Consider the following 17,581-nt stretch of genomic DNA (forward strand, 5'->3'; position numbering starts at 1 on the left):
GGGCTGATCACCATCGACTGACCGGCCGCCCACCGACCGGCGCCGGGACCTCAGCCCCCTGAGGTCCCGGCGCCCGCATCTCCGGGAGGGCGCGAAGTCCTGCGGAACGGGAGCTCTCGGGGCAAGATCGAGACTTGGGATCTTCCTCGCGTTAGGCTCAGTCGCGTACAGCCCCTTCCCGGAAGGCACGACGATGACCGACGATCCGCTCAGCCGTGTGAACACCGAGATCCCGAGCCCGGCCCGGATCTACGACCTGTGGCTGGGCGGCAAGGACAACTACGAGGTCGACCGCGTCGTCAGCGAGCAGATCCTCCAGGCGGTCCCCGAGCTGCCGATCCTGGCCAAGACGAACCGCGAGTTCCTCGGCCGGGCGGTGCGCTACATGGCCGGGGAGGCGGGCGTCCGCCAGTTCCTCGACATCGGCACCGGGATCCCCACGGCCGACAACACCCACCAGGTCGCCCAGTCGGTCTCGCCCGACTGCAAGGTCGTGTACGTCGACAACGACCCGGTGGTGCTGGCCCACGCGCGGGCGCTGCTGCGCGGGCCGGGGCAGGGCGACACCTGGTTCATCGACAGCGACCTGCGCGAGCCCGCCGAGATCGTGGCCGCGGCGGCCGAGTACCTGGACTTCTCGCAGCCGGTCGGGCTGGTGCTGCTGGGCGTGGTGGAGTTCCTGCCCGACAGCGACCGGCCCAAGGAGATCATCCAGCGACTGATGGCCCCCATGGCCCCGGGCAGTCACCTGGCCATCTCCCACGGCCTGGTCGGCAAGCAGCTGGAGGACGGGGTGCGCAGCTGGAACGAGAGCGGCGCCGTACCGATCACGCTGCGCACGCACGAGCAGCTGACCGGCTTCTTCGACGGGCTGGAACTGCTGGAGCCGGGCGTGGTGGCGCTGCCGCGCTGGCGCCCCACGCCTGAGACGCTCTACGCCGACCGGGAGGCCGTCTACTACGCGGGCGTGGGCCGCAAGCCGTAGTCAGGAGAACGCGGCGGCGTTCTCCTCGATCCACTGGCGGAAGGTGCGGGGCGGCCGTCCGGTGACCTGTTCGACGGTGGGCCGCACCGTGCGGCCCACCTCCGGGGTGTCGGCGCGCACGGTGAGGAAGAACGCGACGTCCTCCTCGGAGTAGCCCTGCCGCCGCCACTCGGCGGTGATCTGCTCGAGGCTCAGCTCGACGAAGCGGATCTCCCTGCCGAGGACCTCGCCCAGCACCCGTACCTTGTCAGCCGTGGTGAACACCTCCGGGCCCGTCACCACGTACTCCCGCCCGGCGTGCCCCCCGGAGGTGAGCGCGGCGGCGGCCACGGCGGCGATGTCCGCGTCGTGCACCATGGCGCTCCTGGCCTCGGGGAACCCGTCGCGGACCACGCCCTCCTCCTTGACGGAGCCGGCCCATTCGAGGACGTTCGACATGAACTCCACCGGTCCCACGAACGTCCACTCCAGGTCGCTCGCCGCGACCGCCTCCTCCAGCGGGCTCCTGGACAGCCCGCCCTGGAGCACCGTCACCCTGCGCACCCCGGCCTCGACCGCGGCGGCCACGATGGCGGGGCCGTTCGCCAGGGGCGAGTAGTCGGCCCCGTCGAAGGTGATCAGATGGGCGGCGGTGACGCCTTCGAAGGCGGCGGCCAGGGATCCGGCGTCGGCCAGGTTGCCGGCGACGGCCCGCGCGCCTTCCGGCAGGTTCGCGCGCGCCGGGTCGCGGGTGAGTGCGCGCACCCGGTGGCCGGCGGCCAGCAGCCGCTCCACGAGCGGGCGGCCCACGTTGCCGGTGGCGCCGGTGACGAGGATGGTCATGCGGATCTCCTTCGGTCGGTGACGCCCGAACGGTAGGAGATCTCGCGGTCAGTTCCTGTCCGCGAGCGGGGCCTTTCACCGGGGACGCACCGTACGGCCGCCCGGCCGGGCCGGGCGGCCGGGACCTGGAAGGAGGCTAGAGGCCGGGCGCGGGCTGCCAGAGGCTGATGACCGTGCCCTGGTCGTCGGTGCAGGCGCAGCCGCGGCCCGACTTGCTCTCGTACGGCTCGTCCGTGGTGCCGCCCAGCTCGTGGACCCGGGCGATGGCGGCGTCGAGGTCGTCGACCTTGTAGTAGAGGTTCGGCTGGGACGACGGGCCGCCGGCGTTCAGGCCCATGGGCAGGGTGCTGTTGGTGACGTGCAGGTACGTCTCGTGCTCGCGCGTGAACTCCCAGCCGAACAGCGGCCCGTAGAAGGCCGCCGCCCGGTCCAGGTCCTTCACCGACAGGGTGTAGTAGCCGAGCTCGGTAGGCATACGCGAAACCTCCGCGATAATATTCAACGACAACGTTAAGCACTAATCTAACCGAGAAGGCAACGATTAACCAACACGTTAACGACTTGGACGCGACGCTGGCCGCGCTCGCCGACCCGACCCGGCGCAAGGTGATCGACCTGCTGCGCGACGGCCCCCGGCCGGCCGGGGAGCTGGCGGAGGCGGTCAGCATGAGCGCGCCCGCGCTGAGCAGGCACCTGCGGGTGCTGCGCGCGGGCGGCCTGGTACGCGCCGAGGCCGGCGGCGACGACGCCCGGCTGCGCGTCTACACCCTGCGGCCCGAGCCGTTCACCGCGTTGCAGGCCTGGCTGGACCAGGTGCAGGCGTTCTGGGCCGAGCAGCTCGGCTCCTTCAAGGACCACGTGGAGCGCGGCCGGTGAGCACCGTCAGGGCCGGCGTCACCGTGCCGGTGGACCCCGCGACCGCCTTCCGGGTCTTCACCGACGAGATCGACGCCTGGTATGTGCGCGGCCGGCACAGCTGGGTCGACCCGGAGCGGGCCGTCGGCATCCGGTTCCAGCACGGCTACCTGCGCGAGCTGTGGTCCGACGGCGGCCACGTCGACACCGGCCGGATCCTCACCTGGGATCCGCCGCACCGCCTGGTCTGGGCCGACCTGATCAACCCGACCGGCCGGATGGAGATCGAGGTCGCGTTCACCGAGGTCGACGGCGGCACCGAGGTGACGCTGGAGCACCGGGGGCTCGACACGCTGCCGCCCGACGTGGCCGGGCGGATCCGGCGCGGCTACTCGTGGAACATCGTGCTGGGCTGGTTCGCCCGCCGGTGGGCCTAGCGTTTGCCGTACTTCTTGTGCACGGCCTGCTTGGTGACGCCGATCGCGTGCGCGATCTGCGCCCAGGGCAGGCCGGCCACCCGGGCCCGCCGCACCTGGACGGCCTCCACCCGCTCGATCTCGCGGCGCAGCGCGGCGGTGGCCTGCAGCGCGCGCAGCGGGTCTTCGTCCTGGGCCTGCCGCACCAGCTCGGCCAGATCGTCCGCCATGGTCTAAAGGTAGTCCAGCAACAGCCGGGTGACCTCCTCCGGCCGTTCCAGAGCGGGCAGATGGCCGGCCCACTCCAGCTCGACCAGCTCGGCGTCCGCCAGCCGGCCGGCCAGGTGGCGGGCGCCGGCGCGGAAGTACGGCAGGTCGTACGGGCCGGTGACGATCAGGGCGGGCACCTTGATCGCGTCGAGGTCGTACTCCGGCGAGAACTGCGAAGGCTCGGGGTCGGCGGCCAGCTGCCCCGCGAACGCGTGCCGCTGCATCTCCACCACCCGCCGCCGGGTGGCCTCGTCCGCCTCCGGCCCGAGCCAGGTGCGGGCGTTCAGCTCGGCGGCGCCCTCGACGTCGCCGGCCTCCAGCAGCCGGTCCTCCTCCTCGCCGAACGCCACCACGTCCTCGGTCTCGGGCAGGCCGGAGCCGGGGTTCATGAGCACCAGCCGGGTGGCCAGGCCGGCCAGCTGCAGCGCGACCCGGCACCCGTACGAGGAGGCGACCAGCGCCGCCCGCTCGACGCCGAGCTCGGCGAGCACCTCGGCCACGTCGCCGGCGTCGCTGTAGGGCCGGTCGGCCTGGTACGGGGTGTGGCCGAACCCCCGGTAGTCGACCCTGATCACCTGGAACCGCGCGGCGAGCGCGTCCCACTGGCCGTCCCACATGCCGGCGTCGGCGGCGCTCGACGGCAGCAGCACCACCGGCTCGCCCTCGCCCGCCCGCTCGTACCAGATCGTCATCGGCCCTCCAGCGCCAGTCGCACACCCAGCCCGACGAGGACGGCGCCGGACACCTGCTCCAGCCGCCGCTTGACCGCGGGCCGCCCGAGCAGGTCCTTGGCCCGGGTCACCGCCCACACCAGCAGCCCGTACCAGAGCATGTCGACCAGCACCCAGACGACGGCGAGCGTGACCAGGGTGAGCGGCACATCTGCGCCCTGCGGCACGAACTGCGGCAGGAACGACATCGCGAACACCGCCGCCTTCGGGTTGGCCACGCACGTGCCGAGCCCCGCCAGGTAGGCGCGGCGGCACCCGTCCACCGGCGTGACCTCGACGGCGGCGGCCCCGCCCTTGCGGGCCTGCCACAGCGCCTGCGCGCCCATCACCACCAGGACGACCGCGCCGGTGACCCGCATGACGTCGTAGGCGAGCTGTGAGGCGAGCAGCAGCGCCGACAGCCCGAAGGCGGCGGCCAGCCCCCACAGCAGGATGCCGGTCTCGTTGCCGAGCGTGGCCGCCATGCCGGAGCCGCGCCCGGAGCGGAGCGTCTGGCGCAGGATGACGGCGGTGCTGACGCCCGGGGCCATCGCCACCAGGACACACGCGCCGATGAACGCTAGGAGATACATACCGGGCATCGTGCCAGGAACGGGCCCGACTTACTCATACATTTTCCGCAGCTCCGCCACCGCCTCCACCATGAGAGCGCGCAGTTCGGGCGGGCCGAGCACCTCCACACCCGCGCCCATGCGCAGCAGCAGCCAGCGGGCGTGGGTGATCGACTCGACCGGCAGGGTGAGCGTCCGCCACCCCTCGGCGTCGGGCTCGGCGGCCCCGGCCAGGGCGCCCGCCACCACGTCCTGGCCCATCGTGTAGGCGAGCAGCTCCTCCATGCCGGGGGCGAGCCTGATCTCGGCGGTCGCGGTGTACATCCGTTCGCGGAACTCGGCCGCGTACGCCTTCCAGAACCCGGCCAGGTCGAAGCCCTCCGGCCGGTCGAAGCGGCCGGGCTCGGCGGCGAGGGTGAGGACGCGCGCCACCCGGTAGGTGCGCGGGCTCTCGCCGGGCGGTGCGGCGACCAGATACCACGACCCGCCCTTGAGCACGAGCCCGTACGGGTGGACGAGCCGCTCGACGACCTGCCGCCCCCAGCGCCGGTAGGTCATCCGCAGCGGCCGCTGCGCCCACACCGCCTCGGCCACCTCGCTCAGGTGGGGCACGTCGTCGGGCCCGCGGTACCAGCCCGGCACGTCCAGCAGGAACCGCTCGCGCATCCTCGCGGCCTGCGAGCGCGGCTCCGGCGGCAGCGCGGCCAGCAGCTTCAGCTCGGCGTTGGCGGCCAGCTCGGCCATGCCCAGCTCGGCGGCGGGGCCCGGCAGCCCGGCCAGGAACAGCGACGACGCCTCCTCGGCGGTCAGCCCGTTGAGCCGGGTGCGGTAGCCGTCGAGCAGCTGGTAGCCGCCGGCGGGGCCGCGGTCGGCGTAGACCGGCACGCCGGCGGCCGACAGGGCCTCCACGTCGCGGTAGATCGTACGGATCGACACCTCGAGCTCCTCGGCCAGCTCGGGCGCGGTCATCCGGCCGCGCGTCTGCAGCAGCAGGAGGAGGGAGAGCAGACGGCTGGCGCGCATGCGCCTATTGTAGAGCGCACATTGTCCATGTTTATATGAACATATGGATCGTTTACATCGCATACTCAACGCCCTGCGGACGAACGACACCGTCTCCGTCGCCGAGCTGGCCGAGGAGCACGGGGTGTCGGAGATGACGATCAGGCGCGACCTGGAGGAGCTGTCCCAGCAGGGGGTGGTGCGGCGGATCAGGGGCGGCGCGCTGTCGCTGCTGCTGCGCGGCGAGGAGCCGCCTTACGCGCTCAGGGAGCGGGAGGCGGTGGAGGCCAAGCGGCGCATCGGCGCCGAGGCGGCCTCGCTGATCGCCGACGGGGAGGCGGTGGTGCTCGACGGCGGCACCACGGCGGCCGAGGTGGGGCGGGCGCTGGTGGACCGCCGGCTGACCGTGGTGCCGCTGGCGCTGCAGGTGGTGTCGCTGCTGTCGGCGGCGCCGCGGGTGCGGCTGGTGCTGCCCGGCGGCGAAGTGCGGCCGGGCGAGCTGAACTTCATGGGCCCGCTGGCCGAGACGTCCATCGGGGCGCTGCGGTTCGACACGGCGGTGGTGGGCTGCTGCGGGCTGTCGGCCGCGCAGGGGCTGACCGCGCACGACCTGCCGGAGGTGGCGATCAAGCGGGCGGCGATCGCGTCGGCCCGGCGGGTGATCGCGGTGTGCGACTCGGGCAAGTTCGCGCGCACGGCGTTCGGCGCGGTGTGCCCGATCTCGCGGCTGGACGTGGTCGTGACGGACGACGGGATCCCCCGCGAGGAGCACGACGCCCTCCTCGCGGCAGGGGTCACGGTCCGCGTCGTCCAGGAACCCTCGTGACCGCCACACCCGGCCGCGCCCCCCGGCCCCCGGAAAACCCCGAGACCGCCGCACCCGGCCACAACCCCCGATCTCGCCAGAACCCCGCGACCGATCCGGTGGTAAGTGGCGGTGCGGGAGGCGGGGACACGGGCCTCGACCCGGGCGACGTCCGGCGCGCCAGGGTCGCCGTCTACCTGCTGTTCCTGCTGGCGGGGGCCGCGATAGGCACCTGGACGGCCCGGATCCCGGCCATCAAGCAGGACCTCGGGCTCGGCGAGGGCGAGCTGAGCCTCGCGCTGCTGGGGCTGGCGGCCGGCGCGATGGCGGGCATGCAGGCGGTCGGCCGGCTGGTGGACCGGTTCGGCAGCGCCCGTGTGATGATCCCCGCCGCGCTGCTGCACGGCCCCGCCCTGGTCGCCCCCGCGTACGCGGTGAACCTGGCGACGCTGGCGCTGGCCCTGCTGGCCTTCGGCGCGGTGCACGGCGTGCTGGACGTGTCCATGAACGCCAACGCGGTGGTGGTGGAGCGGGCGTGGGGGCGGCGCGTCATGTCCTCCTTCCACGCCGTCTTCAGCCTCGGCGGGTTCGCGGGCGCCGCCGCCGGCGGGGTGTTCGCGCAGGCCGGCCTCTCCCCCGCGGTCACGTTCTGGTCGGCAGGCGCGGCGATCACCGCGCTCGCGCTGTGGGCGTCGCTGTGGGCGCTGCGCCCGCCGCCGGTCAGGGAGCCCGCCGGGCCGGGGAGCCGGCCGAAGGGGATCGTGTTCCTGGGCGTGCTGGCGTTCTGCTGCCTGGTCGGCGAGGGCGCGGCGGCCGACTGGAGCGCGGTCTACCTGCGCGAGCACATGGGAACCGCGGCCGGCTTCGCCGCCGCCGGTTACGCCGCCTTCTCCATCATGATGACGGCGGGCCGCCTGGCGGGCGACCGGCTGGCGGCCAGGTTCGGCCCGGTGCCGCTGGTCCGGGCGTGCGGCCTGCTGGCGGCGGCCGGGCTCGGGATGGCGCTGCTCGTCGGCCACCCGGTGGCGGGCGTGGCGGGGTTCGGCCTGTTCGGGGCCGGGCTGTCGTGCATCGTGCCGCAGGTTTTCTCGGCGGCCGGGCACCGCGACCCGGCCTTCGCGGGCCGGGCCCTGGCCAGGACGGCGAGCATCGGCTACCTGGGCTTCCTGTCGGGCCCGGTGCTCATCGGCGCCGCCGCCGAGCTGGCCGGCCTGCCCCGGGCCCTGGCCATCCCCGCGATCCTGGCCGCCTTCGTCGCCCTCGCCGCCGCCGCCCTGCGCGCCCGCTGACGGTGTCCGTACGAACGTGTCACCTGATCGTCAGCCGAACTGCTGCCAGGCGAGCCTGGACACCATGGCCGCCACGACGCAGAGCAACACGATCCGGACGAAACCCGTGCCTCGCCGGATCGCCATGCGGGCGCCGGCCTGGGCGCCGGCGATGTTGCAGGCGGCCATGCCGAGGCCGAGCACCCACAGCACGTGGCCGTGCCAGCCGAAGAACAGCAGGGCGCCGATGTTCGTGCCGGTGTTGATGATCTTCGCCGAGGCGGAGGCGGAGACGAAGTCGAGGCCGAGCAGGGCGGTGAACGCGATGATCAGGAACGTGCCCGTGCCGGGGCCCATGATGCCGTCGTAGAAGGCGATGGCCACGCCCGCCGTCAGCACCGCCACCGTCACGCGGGCCCGGGTGCGGAGCTGCGGGCGGGCGACCGCGCCCATGGCCGGGCGCAGGGTGACGAACGCCGCCACGCCGAGCAGGATCACCATGACCAGAGGCCGCAGCACCTCCGCCGAGATCGCCGCCGCGGCCGACGCGCCGAGCGCCGCGCTGAGCACGGCCAGCCCGGCCGCGGGCAGCGCGACCGGCCGGTCCACCTTGGTGGTGCGGGTGTACGTGACGGCGGCGGACGCGGTGCCGAACACGGAGGAGAACTTGTTCGTCGCCATCGCCTCGACCGGCGCCACCCCGGCCATCATCAGCGCGGGCAGTTGCAGCAGCCCGCCGCCGCCCACGACGGCGTCCACCCAGCCCGCTCCGGCGGCGGCCACCAGCAACATCAGGACCTGCTCCAGCGGCACGCCACTTCTCCCCCGAGACCCCGACAAATCCCCGCAAGCGTAGCGACCTTCGTCCAGCGCGGGAGGGGACGGGTCCAGGGGTTACAGGTGCGGGCGCCCGGAGCCCATCTTCCGGGCGCCCGCGGCTCAGCGGGCGGTCACCAGGGACCGCTTGCGGGAGGCGTAGATGTCGTCGATCAGCCGGTAGGTGCGCGCCTGCTCGGCGGTGAAGACGCGGTCACGCTCGATGTCGCGCCTGATCTCCTGCGCGGTGCGCCCGGTGTGGCGGGCCAGGATCTCCTCCTGCTGGTCGCGCATCCGCAGGATCTCCCTGGCGTGGATCTCCAGGTCGCTCGACTGGCCCCGGCCGCCCTCGGTGGCCGGCTGGTGGAGCAGGATCCGGGCGTGCGGCAGCGCGGCCCGCTTGCCCGGCGTGCCCGCCGCCAGCAGCACCGCCGCCGCCGAGGACGCCTCGCCGACGCAGACGGTGTGGATCTCCGGCCGGACGAACTGCATCGTGTCGTAGATGGCGGTCATCGCGGTGAACGAACCGCCCGGCGAGTTGATGTAGAGGTTGATGTCCCGGTCTGGGTCGATCGACTCGAGCGTGAGCAACTGGGCCATCACGTCGTTGGCCGCGGTGTCGTCGATGGGGGTGCCGAGGAAGATCACCCGGTCCTCGAAGAGCTTGTTGTACGGGTTCATCTCCTTGATGCCGTACGAGGTGCGCTCGGTGAAGGACGGCAGGACGTATCGCCCGCTCATGTCAGTTCATCCCTTCGGCGATGTGGTCGACGAACCCGTACTCCAGAGCCTCCTGCGCGGTGTACCACCGATCGCGGTCGGAGTCGGCCTGGATGCGCTCCAGCGGCTGGCCGGTGTGGTGGGCGATGATCTCGGCCATCCGCCGCTTGGTGTAGATCATGTTCTCGGCCTGGATCTGGATGTCGGTGGCCGAGCCGCCGATGCCGCCGAGCGGCTGGTGCATCACGACGCGGGCGTTGGGCAGGGCGTAGCGCTTGCCGGGCGCGCCCGCGCACAGCAGCAGCTGCCCCATCGAGGCGGCGAACCCCATCGCGACCGTCGCCACGTCGCACGGCACGAACTGCATCATGTCGTACAGCGCCATGCCGGCCTGCACGGAACCGCCCGGCGAATTGATGTAAAGCGTGATGTCGCGCTTGGGATCCTCGGCCGCCAGCAAAAGCAGCTCACCGCACAGCCGGTTGCATATGTCGTCGTCGACTTCCTGGCCGAGAACGAGGATGCGTTCCTTCAGAAGGCGCTGGCTGAGCTGGTCAGGCCATTGCGTACGCGCGTTCTCCGTCATGGACGTCGCCCTTTCCGACTCGAACCAATTGCATGGTCGACGCTAGACCCGCGCGCCCTCGACTAAGGGATCTTTTCGCCTTGGGCGCATTTCTCCAAAAGCGCATTCCACCGAGAGCGAATAAAGCTCGACATAGAATCACCGGTGTGAGATGGAATCGGCGCCTGGCGCGGCGGTGGGCGTGCCTGATCCTCGGCGGCGCGCTGCTGATGCCGTACATGATGGCCGGGGTGCTGATCGCCGGATGGGCGCAGCGGGAGTCGACGACCCTGCTGTTGCTGCCCCTGCAGCTCGGCGTGTTCGCCGCGGCGCTGCCGGTGGTGGCGCTCACCGGCCTGTTCCTGCCGGTGCGCGCGCTGGAGGTGAACGCGGCGCAGAGCCTGCTCGGCGTCGCCGTCGAGACCGCCCCGCAGGAGGGCCGGCGTTCCTGGCAGGAACGCCGGCGCACCGCCGCCTGGTACACCCTGCACCTGGCGATCGGCGGCTTGGCCAGCGGCTGCACACTCGCGATCGTGCCGTTCACGGCGGTGACGATGGCGCTGCCGTTCACCGGCGATCCGGCCGACGTGCTCGGCGTGCGCGTGCAGCCCGGCTGGTCGGCGATCGGCTGGCCCGCCGCGGGGCTGGCCATGCTGGCGCTGCTCGTCCTGCTCGTGTCCGCGTCCGGCGGGCTGCTGGCCAGGCTCGCCCCGGCGCTGCTCGGCCCCACCCCGGCCGAGCGGCTGGCCGCGGCCGAGTCGCGGGCCCGCCTGCTGGCCCAGCGCAACCGGCTGGCCCGCGAGCTGCACGACTCGGTGGGGCACGCGCTCAGCGTCGTCACGCTCCAGGCCGCCGCCGCGGGCCGGGTCCTCGACCGCGACCCCGGCACCGCCCGGACGGCGCTGGCGGCGATCGAGCAGTCGGCCCGCGCCGCCCTGGAGGACCTGGACCACGTGCTCGGCGTGCTGCGCGCCGGCGACGACCGCGACCGGGCGCCGCGGGCCACCCTGGCGGACCTGGACGCGCTGGTGCGCTCCACCGGGGCCGAGGTGCGGCAGGAGGTCGGCGACCTGTCGTCCGTGCCCGCCGTGGTCTCCCGCGAGGCCTACCGGATCGTCCAGGAGGCCCTCACCAACGCCATCAGACACGGCCGCGGCCCGATCCGCCTGTCGGCCCACGTCCGCGACGGGGACCTCTGCCTGCGGATCGGCAACCGCACCGGCGCGAACCACGGCACGCGGGGCGGGGGCAGAGGGCTGGAGGGGATGCGGGAGCGGGTCAGGCTCCTGGGCGGTGAGATCACGGCGGGGCCTGACGGGGGCGGCTGGCGGGTCTCGGCCCGGCTGCCGCTACGGTCGGAGCCATGACGATCAGGGTCGTGCTGGCCGACGACGAGGACCTCATCCGGGCCGGGCTGCGGATCATCATCGACACCGAGCCGGGCCTGGCCGTGGTCGGCGAGGCCGCCGACGGCGCCGCGGTGCTGCCGGTGGTGCGGCGCGAGCGGCCCGACGTGGTGCTCATGGACGTGCGCATGCCCGCGCTCGACGGCATCGAGGCCACCCGCCGCCTGACCGCCCTGGAGGACCCGCCCAAGGTCCTGGTGGTGACCACGTTCGAGAACGACGACTACGTGTACGACGCGCTGCGCGCCGGCGCCGACGGGTTCCTGCTCAAGCGGGCCAGGCCGGAGGAGCTGGTGCGGGCTGTGAAGCTGGTGGCGTCCGGCGAGTCGCTGCTGTTCCCCGCCGCCATCCGCGCGCTCGCCGCGCGACGGCCCGGCGCCCGCGTGCCCGGCGTCGACCGGCTGACCGGGCGCGAGGGCGACGTGCTGCGGCTCATGACCAGGGGCCTGTCCAACGGCGAGATCGCCGCCGAGCTGGTGGTGAGCCCCGAGACCGTCAAAACCCACGTCGGCAACGTGCTCACCAAGCTCGGCGCGCGCGACCGCACGCAGGCGGTCATCGCCGCCTACGAGTCCGGCTTCGTCTCCCCCGGCTGACCGGCGCGCCCCTACCCGGCCGTACGGACGATCTCGGCGACTGGCACCCCCGACAGCTCTGCCACCGTCCTGCCTGTCCCGGCCAGCGCCCGGTCCACCAGCCGCAGCCCCACCGCGTACCCGGCCATGTTGGGGATCCCCTTGGGCTCCTGCCCGAACGCCCGGGTCGCGTCGTCGCCGAGCACGTACGCGGGCGTGTTCCACATGCCGCGCAGCCCGAAGTCCGCCATGATCCGCTCGTACGCCAGGTCGAAGTCCGCGCCGGTCACCATCGACGACCACGGCCCCATCGCCTCCGGCCCCGACAGCTCGCGCACGAACGCCTCCGCCAGCCCCTCGGAGATCACGTGCTCCCCCACGGTGACGTTCTCCGGGTCCCACTCCACGTTCGTGTACCGCACGTTGTGGTGGAACTCGTGCACGGCGCAGTGCGCGATCCGCCCGATGACCCCCTCGTCCGGCCAGGCCAGCAGGTAGAGCCAGCCGGGGGCGCCGCCCATGCCGTAGTAGCCGCCCACGGTGCCCATCAGATGGGCGTTGTCCGGGTTGCCGAGCACGAACATCACCTGCAGCGTCTCGGCCTGCTTCAGGTGCCCCAGCGCCGCCGAGGCCCGCTCCAGCTCGCGCTCCACCTGGCCCAGCACGTCCGCCGCGGCGAGCCGGTCGAGCGCCTCCAGGTAACGGGGGTCCTCGCCGTCGACACGGAAACCGCCGCCCTGGTGGTGGATGTCGACGATGTCGCCGGGCATCGGGATCACCTCGCGCATCGGTGCCAGCATCTCCCGCAGCGCGTCCGGCCGCCGCTCCAGCGGCTCCCCGAGCGTCGCGGCCATGGCGGAAACGGTGTCGTGAACGATGAACTCCATGACGGCGAGGCTAAAGCCTCCCGTTACAGGAGAGTCAAAGCTGCGGATCCTGCGAGGAGTCGTCACCGGGCGAGCGGCCGGGCGTCTGCTCACCGCTCTGCGACGGCGAGGGCGACGGCGACGGGGTCGGCTCCTGCGGCTCCGGCGAGGTCGGCGTCGGCGGCGGGGTCGGCAGGAACTGCGTCGGCGGCAGCGGCTGCGGCATCGGGTCGCCGCCGGAGCGTCCCAGCAGCATCAGCAGCAGGAACACCGTCACCAGCAACAGCAGCAGCACCAGGGCCAGGGCCGCCATCAGCACCCGCTTGCGCGTCTCGGTGAGCGGCCGCCGCCTGACCGGCGGCGCCAGCGCCGGCGCCCGGTCGGTCAGCCAGTACGGGACGAAGTCCGGGCCGTGCGCCTGCCCGATGAGCGTGCCGCCCACCATCACCGGGTCCAGGAACCGCTCGGCCCCCGGGCGGCCCGGCGCGTACGGGACCGCCACCCACGGCGCCCGGCCGGTGTTGATCGCCAGCACCGGCGGCGTCTCGTCCAGCACCGCGGTCCGCGACCTGCCGCCGCGCCCGAACCAGCCGCGCACGCCCGGCCGCTCCTGCTCCGGCGCCGCCTGCCTGATCGCCGTGACGAACCGGTCGCGCGCCGCGGGGTCGAACGCCGCGCCTCTCGTCAGCAGGGCCAGTGAGACCGCGCGGCCGTCGGGCCCCTGGCCCAGGTAGACGAAACCGGCCGGGGCGGTGTGCAGGCGCGCCTGCACCACGTACGGCCCGAGCCGTGGTGGATCGCCGTACTGAAGCGGACTGGCCACATCTGCCATGAAAGCACAGACGTGGCGTCGTGCACGTTTGCGACACCTTTGGTGGAATAGCGTCATGAGCGTCGCCGAAGAGTTGCCAGGCGGAACGGACGCGGACGTGCTGCGTCAGACCCTCGACGAGGTCCGGCGGGTCATCGTCGGGCAGGATCACATGGTCGAGAGGCTGATCGTCGCGCTGCTGGCGCGTGGTCACTGCCTGCTGGAAGGCGTCCCCGGCGTCGCCAAGACCCTCGCCGCCTCGACCCTGTCCACCGTCGTGGGCGGCACGTTCGCCCGCATCCAGTTCACGCCCGACCTGGTGCCGAGCGACATCGTCGGCACCCGCGTCTACCATCCGTCCACCGAGAAGTTCGACGTCGAGCTCGGCCCGGTGTTCGTCAACTTCCTGCTCGCCGACGAGATCAACCGCGCCCCCGCGAAGGTCCAGTCGGCGCTGCTGGAGGTCATGGCCGAGCGGCAGGTCACGCTCGCGGGCGTCACCCACCCGCTGCCCAGGCCGTTCATCGTGCTGGCCACCCAGAACCCGATCGAGTCCGAAGGCGTCTACCCGCTGCCCGAGGTGCAGCGCGACCGCTTCCTGTTCCGGGTGCGGGTGCCGCACCCGAGCGCGCACGAGGAGCTGCAGATCCTCCAGCGCATGAGCGTCACCCCGCCCGCGCCCTCCCGGGTGCTCGACCCCGAACGGCTGACCGCGCTGCAGGAGACGGCCGAGAACGTCTCGGTCCACCAGCTCGTCGCCGACTACGTCGTCCGGTTGGTCATGGCCACCCGTTCCCCCGCCGAGTACGGCCTGCCCGACCTGGTCGACACCATCGAGGTCGGCGTCAGCCCGCGTGCCACGCTCGGCCTGGTCTCCGCCGGGCGGGCGCTGGCCGTGCTGCGCGGCCGCGACTACCTGCTCCCCGACGACGTGCGCGACGTGGCCGTGGACGTCATGTCCCACCGGCTCATGCTCACCTTCGACGCCCTCGCCGACGGCGTCGACCCCGAAGAGGTCGTACGCCAGATCCTGCACGCCGTCCCCCCGCCCCTCGTCGTCTGGAACCAGAACCGTTGAGCCGAATGAGCACCGAATGAGCACAGCCGAACAGGCCCTGCGCCGCCTGGAGCTCACCGTGACCCGGCGGCTCGACGGGCTGCTGCACGGCGCCCACCAGGGCCTGCTGCCCGGCACCGGCAGCGAGGCCGGCGACAGCCGCGTCTACGTGCCCGGCGAGGACGACGTGCGGCGCATGGACTGGAACGTCACCGCCCGCACGACCGTCCCGCACGTGCGCGACCTGGTCGCCGACCGCGAGCTGGAGACCTGGGCGCTGGCCGACCTGTCCCCCAGCATGGACTTCGGCACCGCCGACACCGACAAGCGCGACCTGGTCGTCGCCGCCGTCGGCGCCATCGGGTTCCTGTCCAGCCGGATGGCCGACCGGTTCGGGGCGCTCGTCATCCACGACGAGCACATCCACCGCATGCCCGCCCGCACCGGCAGGCCCGCCCTGTACGGGCTGCTCAGCGCGCTCATGGACGCCCCGCGCGGCCAGGTGGTCGCCGACCCGCCCGACCTCGCCGAGGGCATCGACGTCCTGGCCGCCACCCGCAGGCGGCGCGGCATGCGCGTGATCGTCTCCGACTTCCTGGATGCCGCACCCACCCTGGACCCCGACGCCGAACGCCCCTGGGAGCGCCCGCTGCGCCGCCTGTCGGCCCGCCACCAGACGCTGGCCGTCGAGGTCATCGACCCGCGCGAACTCGAACTGCCCGACGTGGGCCGCGTCGCGTTCGCCGACCCGGAGACCGGGAAGGTACGCGAAGTGCACCTTTCCCCGAAAATCCGCCGCGACTACGCGGAGGCCGCCGCCTTCCAGCGGGAGAGCACCCGCCTCGCGCTGCGCCGTGCCGGCGTCGGACACCTGGTGCTGCGCACCGACCGCGACTGGGTGTTCGACGTCGCCCAGTTCGTCCTGCGCCAGCGGCGCATGAGCCACCTGGCACACCGGAAGGTGAACCCTTGACGTTCCTGTCGCCCGCCTGGCTGTGGCTGTTCGTGCTGGTGGTGCTCCTCATCGCCGGTTACGTGGCCGCGCAGTTCGCCCGGCGCCGCTACACCGTGCGCTTCACCAACCTGGCCCTGCTCAACCTCGTCGCGCCGAGCGGCCCCGGCTGGCGCCGCCACGTGCCCCCCGTGCTGTTCCTGGTCATGATGTCGCTGCTGGTCGTCGGCGCCGCCCGGCCCGCCGGCGAGGTACGGGTGCCGCGCGACCGTGCCACCATCATGATCGCGCTGGACGTCTCGCTGTCCATGGACGCCGGCGACGTCGAGCCCGACCGCATCTCCGCGGCCAAGACCGCCGCCCAGGCGTTCGTCCAGGAGCTGCCCGACCGGTTCAACGTCGGCGTGGTGGCCTTCGCCCGCGCCGCCAACGTGGTCATCTCCCCCACCACCGACCACCAGGCCGTGGCGACCGCCATCGGCAACCTGAGCACCCGCCCCGGCACCGCCATCGGCGAAGCGGTCTTCAACTCGCTCGACGCGGTCCGCTCCTTCGACCAGGACGCCACCAGCGACCCGCCGCCCTCGGCGATCGTGCTGCTGTCCGACGGCGACAACACCTCCGGGCGCTCGGTCCGCGAGGCCACCGACGCCGCGCAGCAGGCCCACGTGCCGGTCTCCACGATCGCCTACGGCACCCCCGACGGCACCGTCTCCATCGACGGCCGCCCGGTGAACGTCCCGGTCAACAAGCAGACCCTGCAGGCGCTGTCCGACGGCACCAGCGGCCGCGCCTACACCGCCGAGTCCGGCAGCGAGCTGCGCGAGGTCTACGAGCAGATCGGCACCTCGCTCGGCTACAAGGTGGTCGAACAGGAGATCACCCAGCAGTTCATCCTGGCCGCGCTCTTCGCCGGGCTGCTGGTCGGGGGCGCGGCGGTCTTGTTCGGCAGCCGGATCCCGTAACGTTCTCCGCTGTGGGGCACTACTTCTCCGAACGGCCGGGGGCCGAGAGCAGGCCGGGTCAGGCCGACCTCGTCCTGCCCGACCTCCATCTGCGGCTGGAGACCGACAGCGGCGTGTTCTCGCCCGAGCGGGTCGATCTCGGCACGAAGATCCTGCTGGAGACGGTCCCGCCGCCGCCCCCGCACGGCGACCTGCTCGACCTCGGCTGCGGCTACGGCCCTATCGCGCTGACGATGGCCTCCCGGGCGCCCGAGGCGACCGTGTGGGCCGTCGACGTGAACCGGCGGGCCGTCGAGCTGACGGCGCGCAACGCCCGGGCCGCGGGCCTTGACAAAGTAAGGTCGATGCATGTCGACGAGGTCCCCGACGACGTGACGTTCCAGGCGATCTGGTCCAACCCCGCGATCCGCATCGGCAAGGCGGCCCTGCACGACATGCTCACCAGGTGGCTGACGCGGCTGGCCCCCGGCGGCGCCGCCCACCTGGTCGTCCAGAAACACCTCGGCTCCGACTCCCTGCAGCGCTGGCTCGGCGAGCAGGGCTGGCGGGCCTCCCGCGAGGCCTCCAGAGCCTCCTACCGCGTACTGAAGGTCGAAAGATGAGAAGGCAGCTGCGCCCCACCGACGTCAAGCGGCTCAACCGCACCTGGCGCAGGAACACCGCCAACCGCCTGGCGCTGATCCTGGAGTCGGTCACCGGCCCGTTCAACGTCGGGTCGATCTTCCGTACCGCCGCGGCGTTCGGCGTGGAGCAGATCTGGCTGGCCGGCAACGCCACCCCGCCCACCAACCCGAAGGCGGGCAAGACCGCGCTCGGCACCGACCGGCTGGTGAAGTGGCACGACCCGGTGCCCGCGCTGGAGGCCGTCAAGGCGGCCAGGGAGGACGGCTTCACCGTGATGGCGGTCGAGCTGACCGCCGAGGCGGTGCCGCTGCACCGGGCCGCGCTGGGCCGCGACGTGTGCCTGGTCGTCGGCAGCGAGGACCACGGCTGCTCCCCCGCGCTGCTGGACGCCGCCGACGGCGTCTGCTACATCCCGCAGGTGGGTCGGGTCGGCTCGGTCAACGTGGCGGTGGCGGCCGCCATCGCGCTGGCCGAGGCCCGCCGCCAGGAGTGGCAGAATCTACCCGATTCGTAATCTTT

23 protein-coding genes are annotated in these 17,581 nt (G+C 72.9%); 12 read left to right on the forward strand and 11 right to left on the reverse strand.

Going from position 1 to position 17,581, the window contains the following annotated elements; all coding sequences use genetic code 11:
- Positions 1 to 193: 193 nt before the first annotated feature.
- Entirely contained in the window at positions 194 to 985 is a 792-nt protein-coding gene (locus KME79_RS19705; RefSeq protein ID WP_219545693.1) for an SAM-dependent methyltransferase, read from the forward strand.
- On the opposite strand, the gene KME79_RS19710 is transcribed toward KME79_RS19705, so the two are convergent.
- Both KME79_RS19710 and KME79_RS19715 read right to left on the reverse strand, forming a co-directional pair.
- Positions 986 to 1,807: an NmrA family NAD(P)-binding protein gene (locus tag KME79_RS19710; RefSeq protein WP_219545694.1), complete on the reverse strand. Its 822-nt coding sequence runs from the start codon at positions 1,805 to 1,807 to the stop codon at positions 986 to 988. It abuts the gene before it with no gap.
- Positions 1,808 to 1,943: 136 nt separating this feature from the next.
- Entirely contained in the window at positions 1,944 to 2,282 is a 339-nt protein-coding gene (locus KME79_RS19715; protein WP_148031470.1) for a VOC family protein, read from the reverse strand.
- Between the two features lie 86 nt (positions 2,283 to 2,368).
- Here KME79_RS19715 and KME79_RS19720 point away from each other — a divergent pair, with 86 nt between their 5' ends.
- Together KME79_RS19720 and KME79_RS19725 are read left to right on the forward strand one after the other, a co-directional pair.
- Entirely contained in the window at positions 2,369 to 2,683 is a 315-nt protein-coding gene (locus tag KME79_RS19720) for an ArsR/SmtB family transcription factor (RefSeq protein WP_246640116.1), read from the forward strand.
- Positions 2,680 to 3,099 (forward strand): SRPBCC domain-containing protein, encoded by a 420-nt coding sequence (locus KME79_RS19725; protein ID WP_187281147.1) that lies wholly within the window; start codon positions 2,680 to 2,682, stop codon positions 3,097 to 3,099. The genes KME79_RS19720 and KME79_RS19725 overlap by 4 nt, the downstream gene beginning before the upstream one ends.
- Here KME79_RS19725 and KME79_RS19730 read toward each other — a convergent pair.
- Genes KME79_RS19730 through KME79_RS19745 form a run of 4 tightly spaced genes read right to left on the reverse strand, consistent with a single transcriptional unit; the run spans position 3,096 to position 5,653 of the window.
- On the reverse strand, positions 3,096 to 3,308 hold the full coding sequence (locus KME79_RS19730) for a hypothetical protein (RefSeq protein WP_148031467.1): 213 nt from the start codon (positions 3,306 to 3,308) through the stop codon (positions 3,096 to 3,098). The two genes, KME79_RS19725 and KME79_RS19730, sit on opposite strands and share 4 nt — an antisense overlap.
- Positions 3,309 to 3,311: 3 nt before the next feature.
- Complete coding sequence (locus tag KME79_RS19735) at positions 3,312 to 4,040, reverse strand: alpha/beta fold hydrolase (RefSeq protein ID WP_219545695.1); 729 nt, start codon at positions 4,038 to 4,040, stop codon at positions 3,312 to 3,314.
- Positions 4,037 to 4,651 (reverse strand): LysE family translocator, encoded by a 615-nt coding sequence (locus tag KME79_RS19740; protein WP_219545696.1) that lies wholly within the window; start codon positions 4,649 to 4,651, stop codon positions 4,037 to 4,039. The genes KME79_RS19735 and KME79_RS19740 overlap by 4 nt, the downstream gene beginning before the upstream one ends.
- 30 nt (positions 4,652 to 4,681) lie before the next feature.
- The gene (locus tag KME79_RS19745; RefSeq protein ID WP_148031464.1) at positions 4,682 to 5,653 is read right to left on the reverse strand and encodes a helix-turn-helix transcriptional regulator; all 972 of its coding nucleotides are present in this window, start codon (positions 5,651 to 5,653) and stop codon (positions 4,682 to 4,684) included.
- Positions 5,654 to 5,696: 43 nt separating this feature from the next.
- On the opposite strand from KME79_RS19745, the gene KME79_RS19750 reads away from it, so the two are divergent.
- On the forward strand, positions 5,697 to 6,458 hold the full coding sequence (locus KME79_RS19750; protein ID WP_219545697.1) for a DeoR/GlpR family DNA-binding transcription regulator: 762 nt from the start codon (positions 5,697 to 5,699) through the stop codon (positions 6,456 to 6,458).
- The gene (locus tag KME79_RS19755; RefSeq protein WP_308248981.1) at positions 6,455 to 7,726 is read left to right on the forward strand and encodes an MFS transporter; all 1,272 of its coding nucleotides are present in this window, start codon (positions 6,455 to 6,457) and stop codon (positions 7,724 to 7,726) included. The genes KME79_RS19750 and KME79_RS19755 overlap by 4 nt, the downstream gene beginning before the upstream one ends.
- 30 nt (positions 7,727 to 7,756) lie before the next feature.
- On the opposite strand, the gene KME79_RS19760 is transcribed toward KME79_RS19755, so the two are convergent.
- The 3 genes from KME79_RS19760 to KME79_RS19770 form a co-directional block, all read right to left on the reverse strand.
- Positions 7,757 to 8,518 (reverse strand): TSUP family transporter, encoded by a 762-nt coding sequence (locus KME79_RS19760; RefSeq protein WP_148031461.1) that lies wholly within the window; start codon positions 8,516 to 8,518, stop codon positions 7,757 to 7,759.
- 126 nt (positions 8,519 to 8,644) lie between these two features.
- The gene (locus tag KME79_RS19765) at positions 8,645 to 9,262 is read right to left on the reverse strand and encodes an ATP-dependent Clp protease proteolytic subunit (protein ID WP_148031460.1); all 618 of its coding nucleotides are present in this window, start codon (positions 9,260 to 9,262) and stop codon (positions 8,645 to 8,647) included.
- A gap of 1 nt (position 9,263) precedes the next feature.
- Positions 9,264 to 9,827, reverse strand: coding sequence for a ClpP family protease (locus KME79_RS19770; RefSeq protein WP_148031459.1), 564 nt, complete (start codon positions 9,825 to 9,827; stop codon positions 9,264 to 9,266).
- A gap of 146 nt (positions 9,828 to 9,973) precedes the next feature.
- Between KME79_RS19770 and KME79_RS19775 the strand changes: the two genes are divergently transcribed.
- The gene (locus KME79_RS19775; RefSeq protein WP_308248982.1) at positions 9,974 to 11,173 is read left to right on the forward strand and encodes a sensor histidine kinase; all 1,200 of its coding nucleotides are present in this window, start codon (positions 9,974 to 9,976) and stop codon (positions 11,171 to 11,173) included.
- A complete protein-coding gene (locus KME79_RS19780; RefSeq protein ID WP_219545699.1) occupies positions 11,170 to 11,808 on the forward strand; it encodes a response regulator transcription factor in 639 nt (212 codons plus the stop codon). The genes KME79_RS19775 and KME79_RS19780 overlap by 4 nt, the downstream gene beginning before the upstream one ends.
- An 11-nt stretch (positions 11,809 to 11,819) precedes the next feature.
- On the opposite strand, the gene KME79_RS19785 is transcribed toward KME79_RS19780, so the two are convergent.
- The gene (locus KME79_RS19785; RefSeq protein WP_219545700.1) at positions 11,820 to 12,674 is read right to left on the reverse strand and encodes a DUF2268 domain-containing putative Zn-dependent protease; all 855 of its coding nucleotides are present in this window, start codon (positions 12,672 to 12,674) and stop codon (positions 11,820 to 11,822) included.
- Positions 12,675 to 12,708: 34 nt separating this feature from the next.
- A complete protein-coding gene (locus KME79_RS19790) occupies positions 12,709 to 13,485 on the reverse strand; it encodes a hypothetical protein (RefSeq protein ID WP_187281146.1) in 777 nt (258 codons plus the stop codon).
- A gap of 55 nt (positions 13,486 to 13,540) precedes the next feature.
- Between KME79_RS19790 and KME79_RS19795 the strand changes: the two genes are divergently transcribed.
- Genes KME79_RS19795 through KME79_RS19815 form a run of 5 tightly spaced genes read left to right on the forward strand, consistent with a single transcriptional unit; the run spans position 13,541 to position 17,576 of the window.
- Entirely contained in the window at positions 13,541 to 14,542 is a 1,002-nt protein-coding gene (locus tag KME79_RS19795) for an AAA family ATPase (RefSeq protein WP_148031456.1), read from the forward strand.
- A 16-nt stretch (positions 14,543 to 14,558) separates the two neighbouring features.
- Positions 14,559 to 15,494, forward strand: coding sequence for a DUF58 domain-containing protein (locus KME79_RS19800; RefSeq protein ID WP_219545701.1), 936 nt, complete (start codon positions 14,559 to 14,561; stop codon positions 15,492 to 15,494).
- Positions 15,491 to 16,438, forward strand: coding sequence for a VWA domain-containing protein (locus KME79_RS19805; RefSeq protein ID WP_148031454.1), 948 nt, complete (start codon positions 15,491 to 15,493; stop codon positions 16,436 to 16,438). Before KME79_RS19800 ends, KME79_RS19805 begins: the two co-directional genes overlap by 4 nt.
- A gap of 11 nt (positions 16,439 to 16,449) precedes the next feature.
- The gene (locus KME79_RS19810; RefSeq protein ID WP_148031453.1) at positions 16,450 to 17,040 is read left to right on the forward strand and encodes a class I SAM-dependent methyltransferase; all 591 of its coding nucleotides are present in this window, start codon (positions 16,450 to 16,452) and stop codon (positions 17,038 to 17,040) included.
- Positions 17,037 to 17,576 (forward strand): TrmH family RNA methyltransferase, encoded by a 540-nt coding sequence (locus KME79_RS19815; RefSeq protein WP_148031452.1) that lies wholly within the window; start codon positions 17,037 to 17,039, stop codon positions 17,574 to 17,576. Before KME79_RS19810 ends, KME79_RS19815 begins: the two co-directional genes overlap by 4 nt.
- Positions 17,577 to 17,581: the final 5 nt, after the last annotated feature.

The sequence above is a fragment of the Nonomuraea harbinensis genome (assembly GCF_019396385.1).
GTDB classification, from domain to species: Bacteria; Actinomycetota; Actinomycetes; order Streptosporangiales; family Streptosporangiaceae; genus Nonomuraea; species Nonomuraea ferruginea.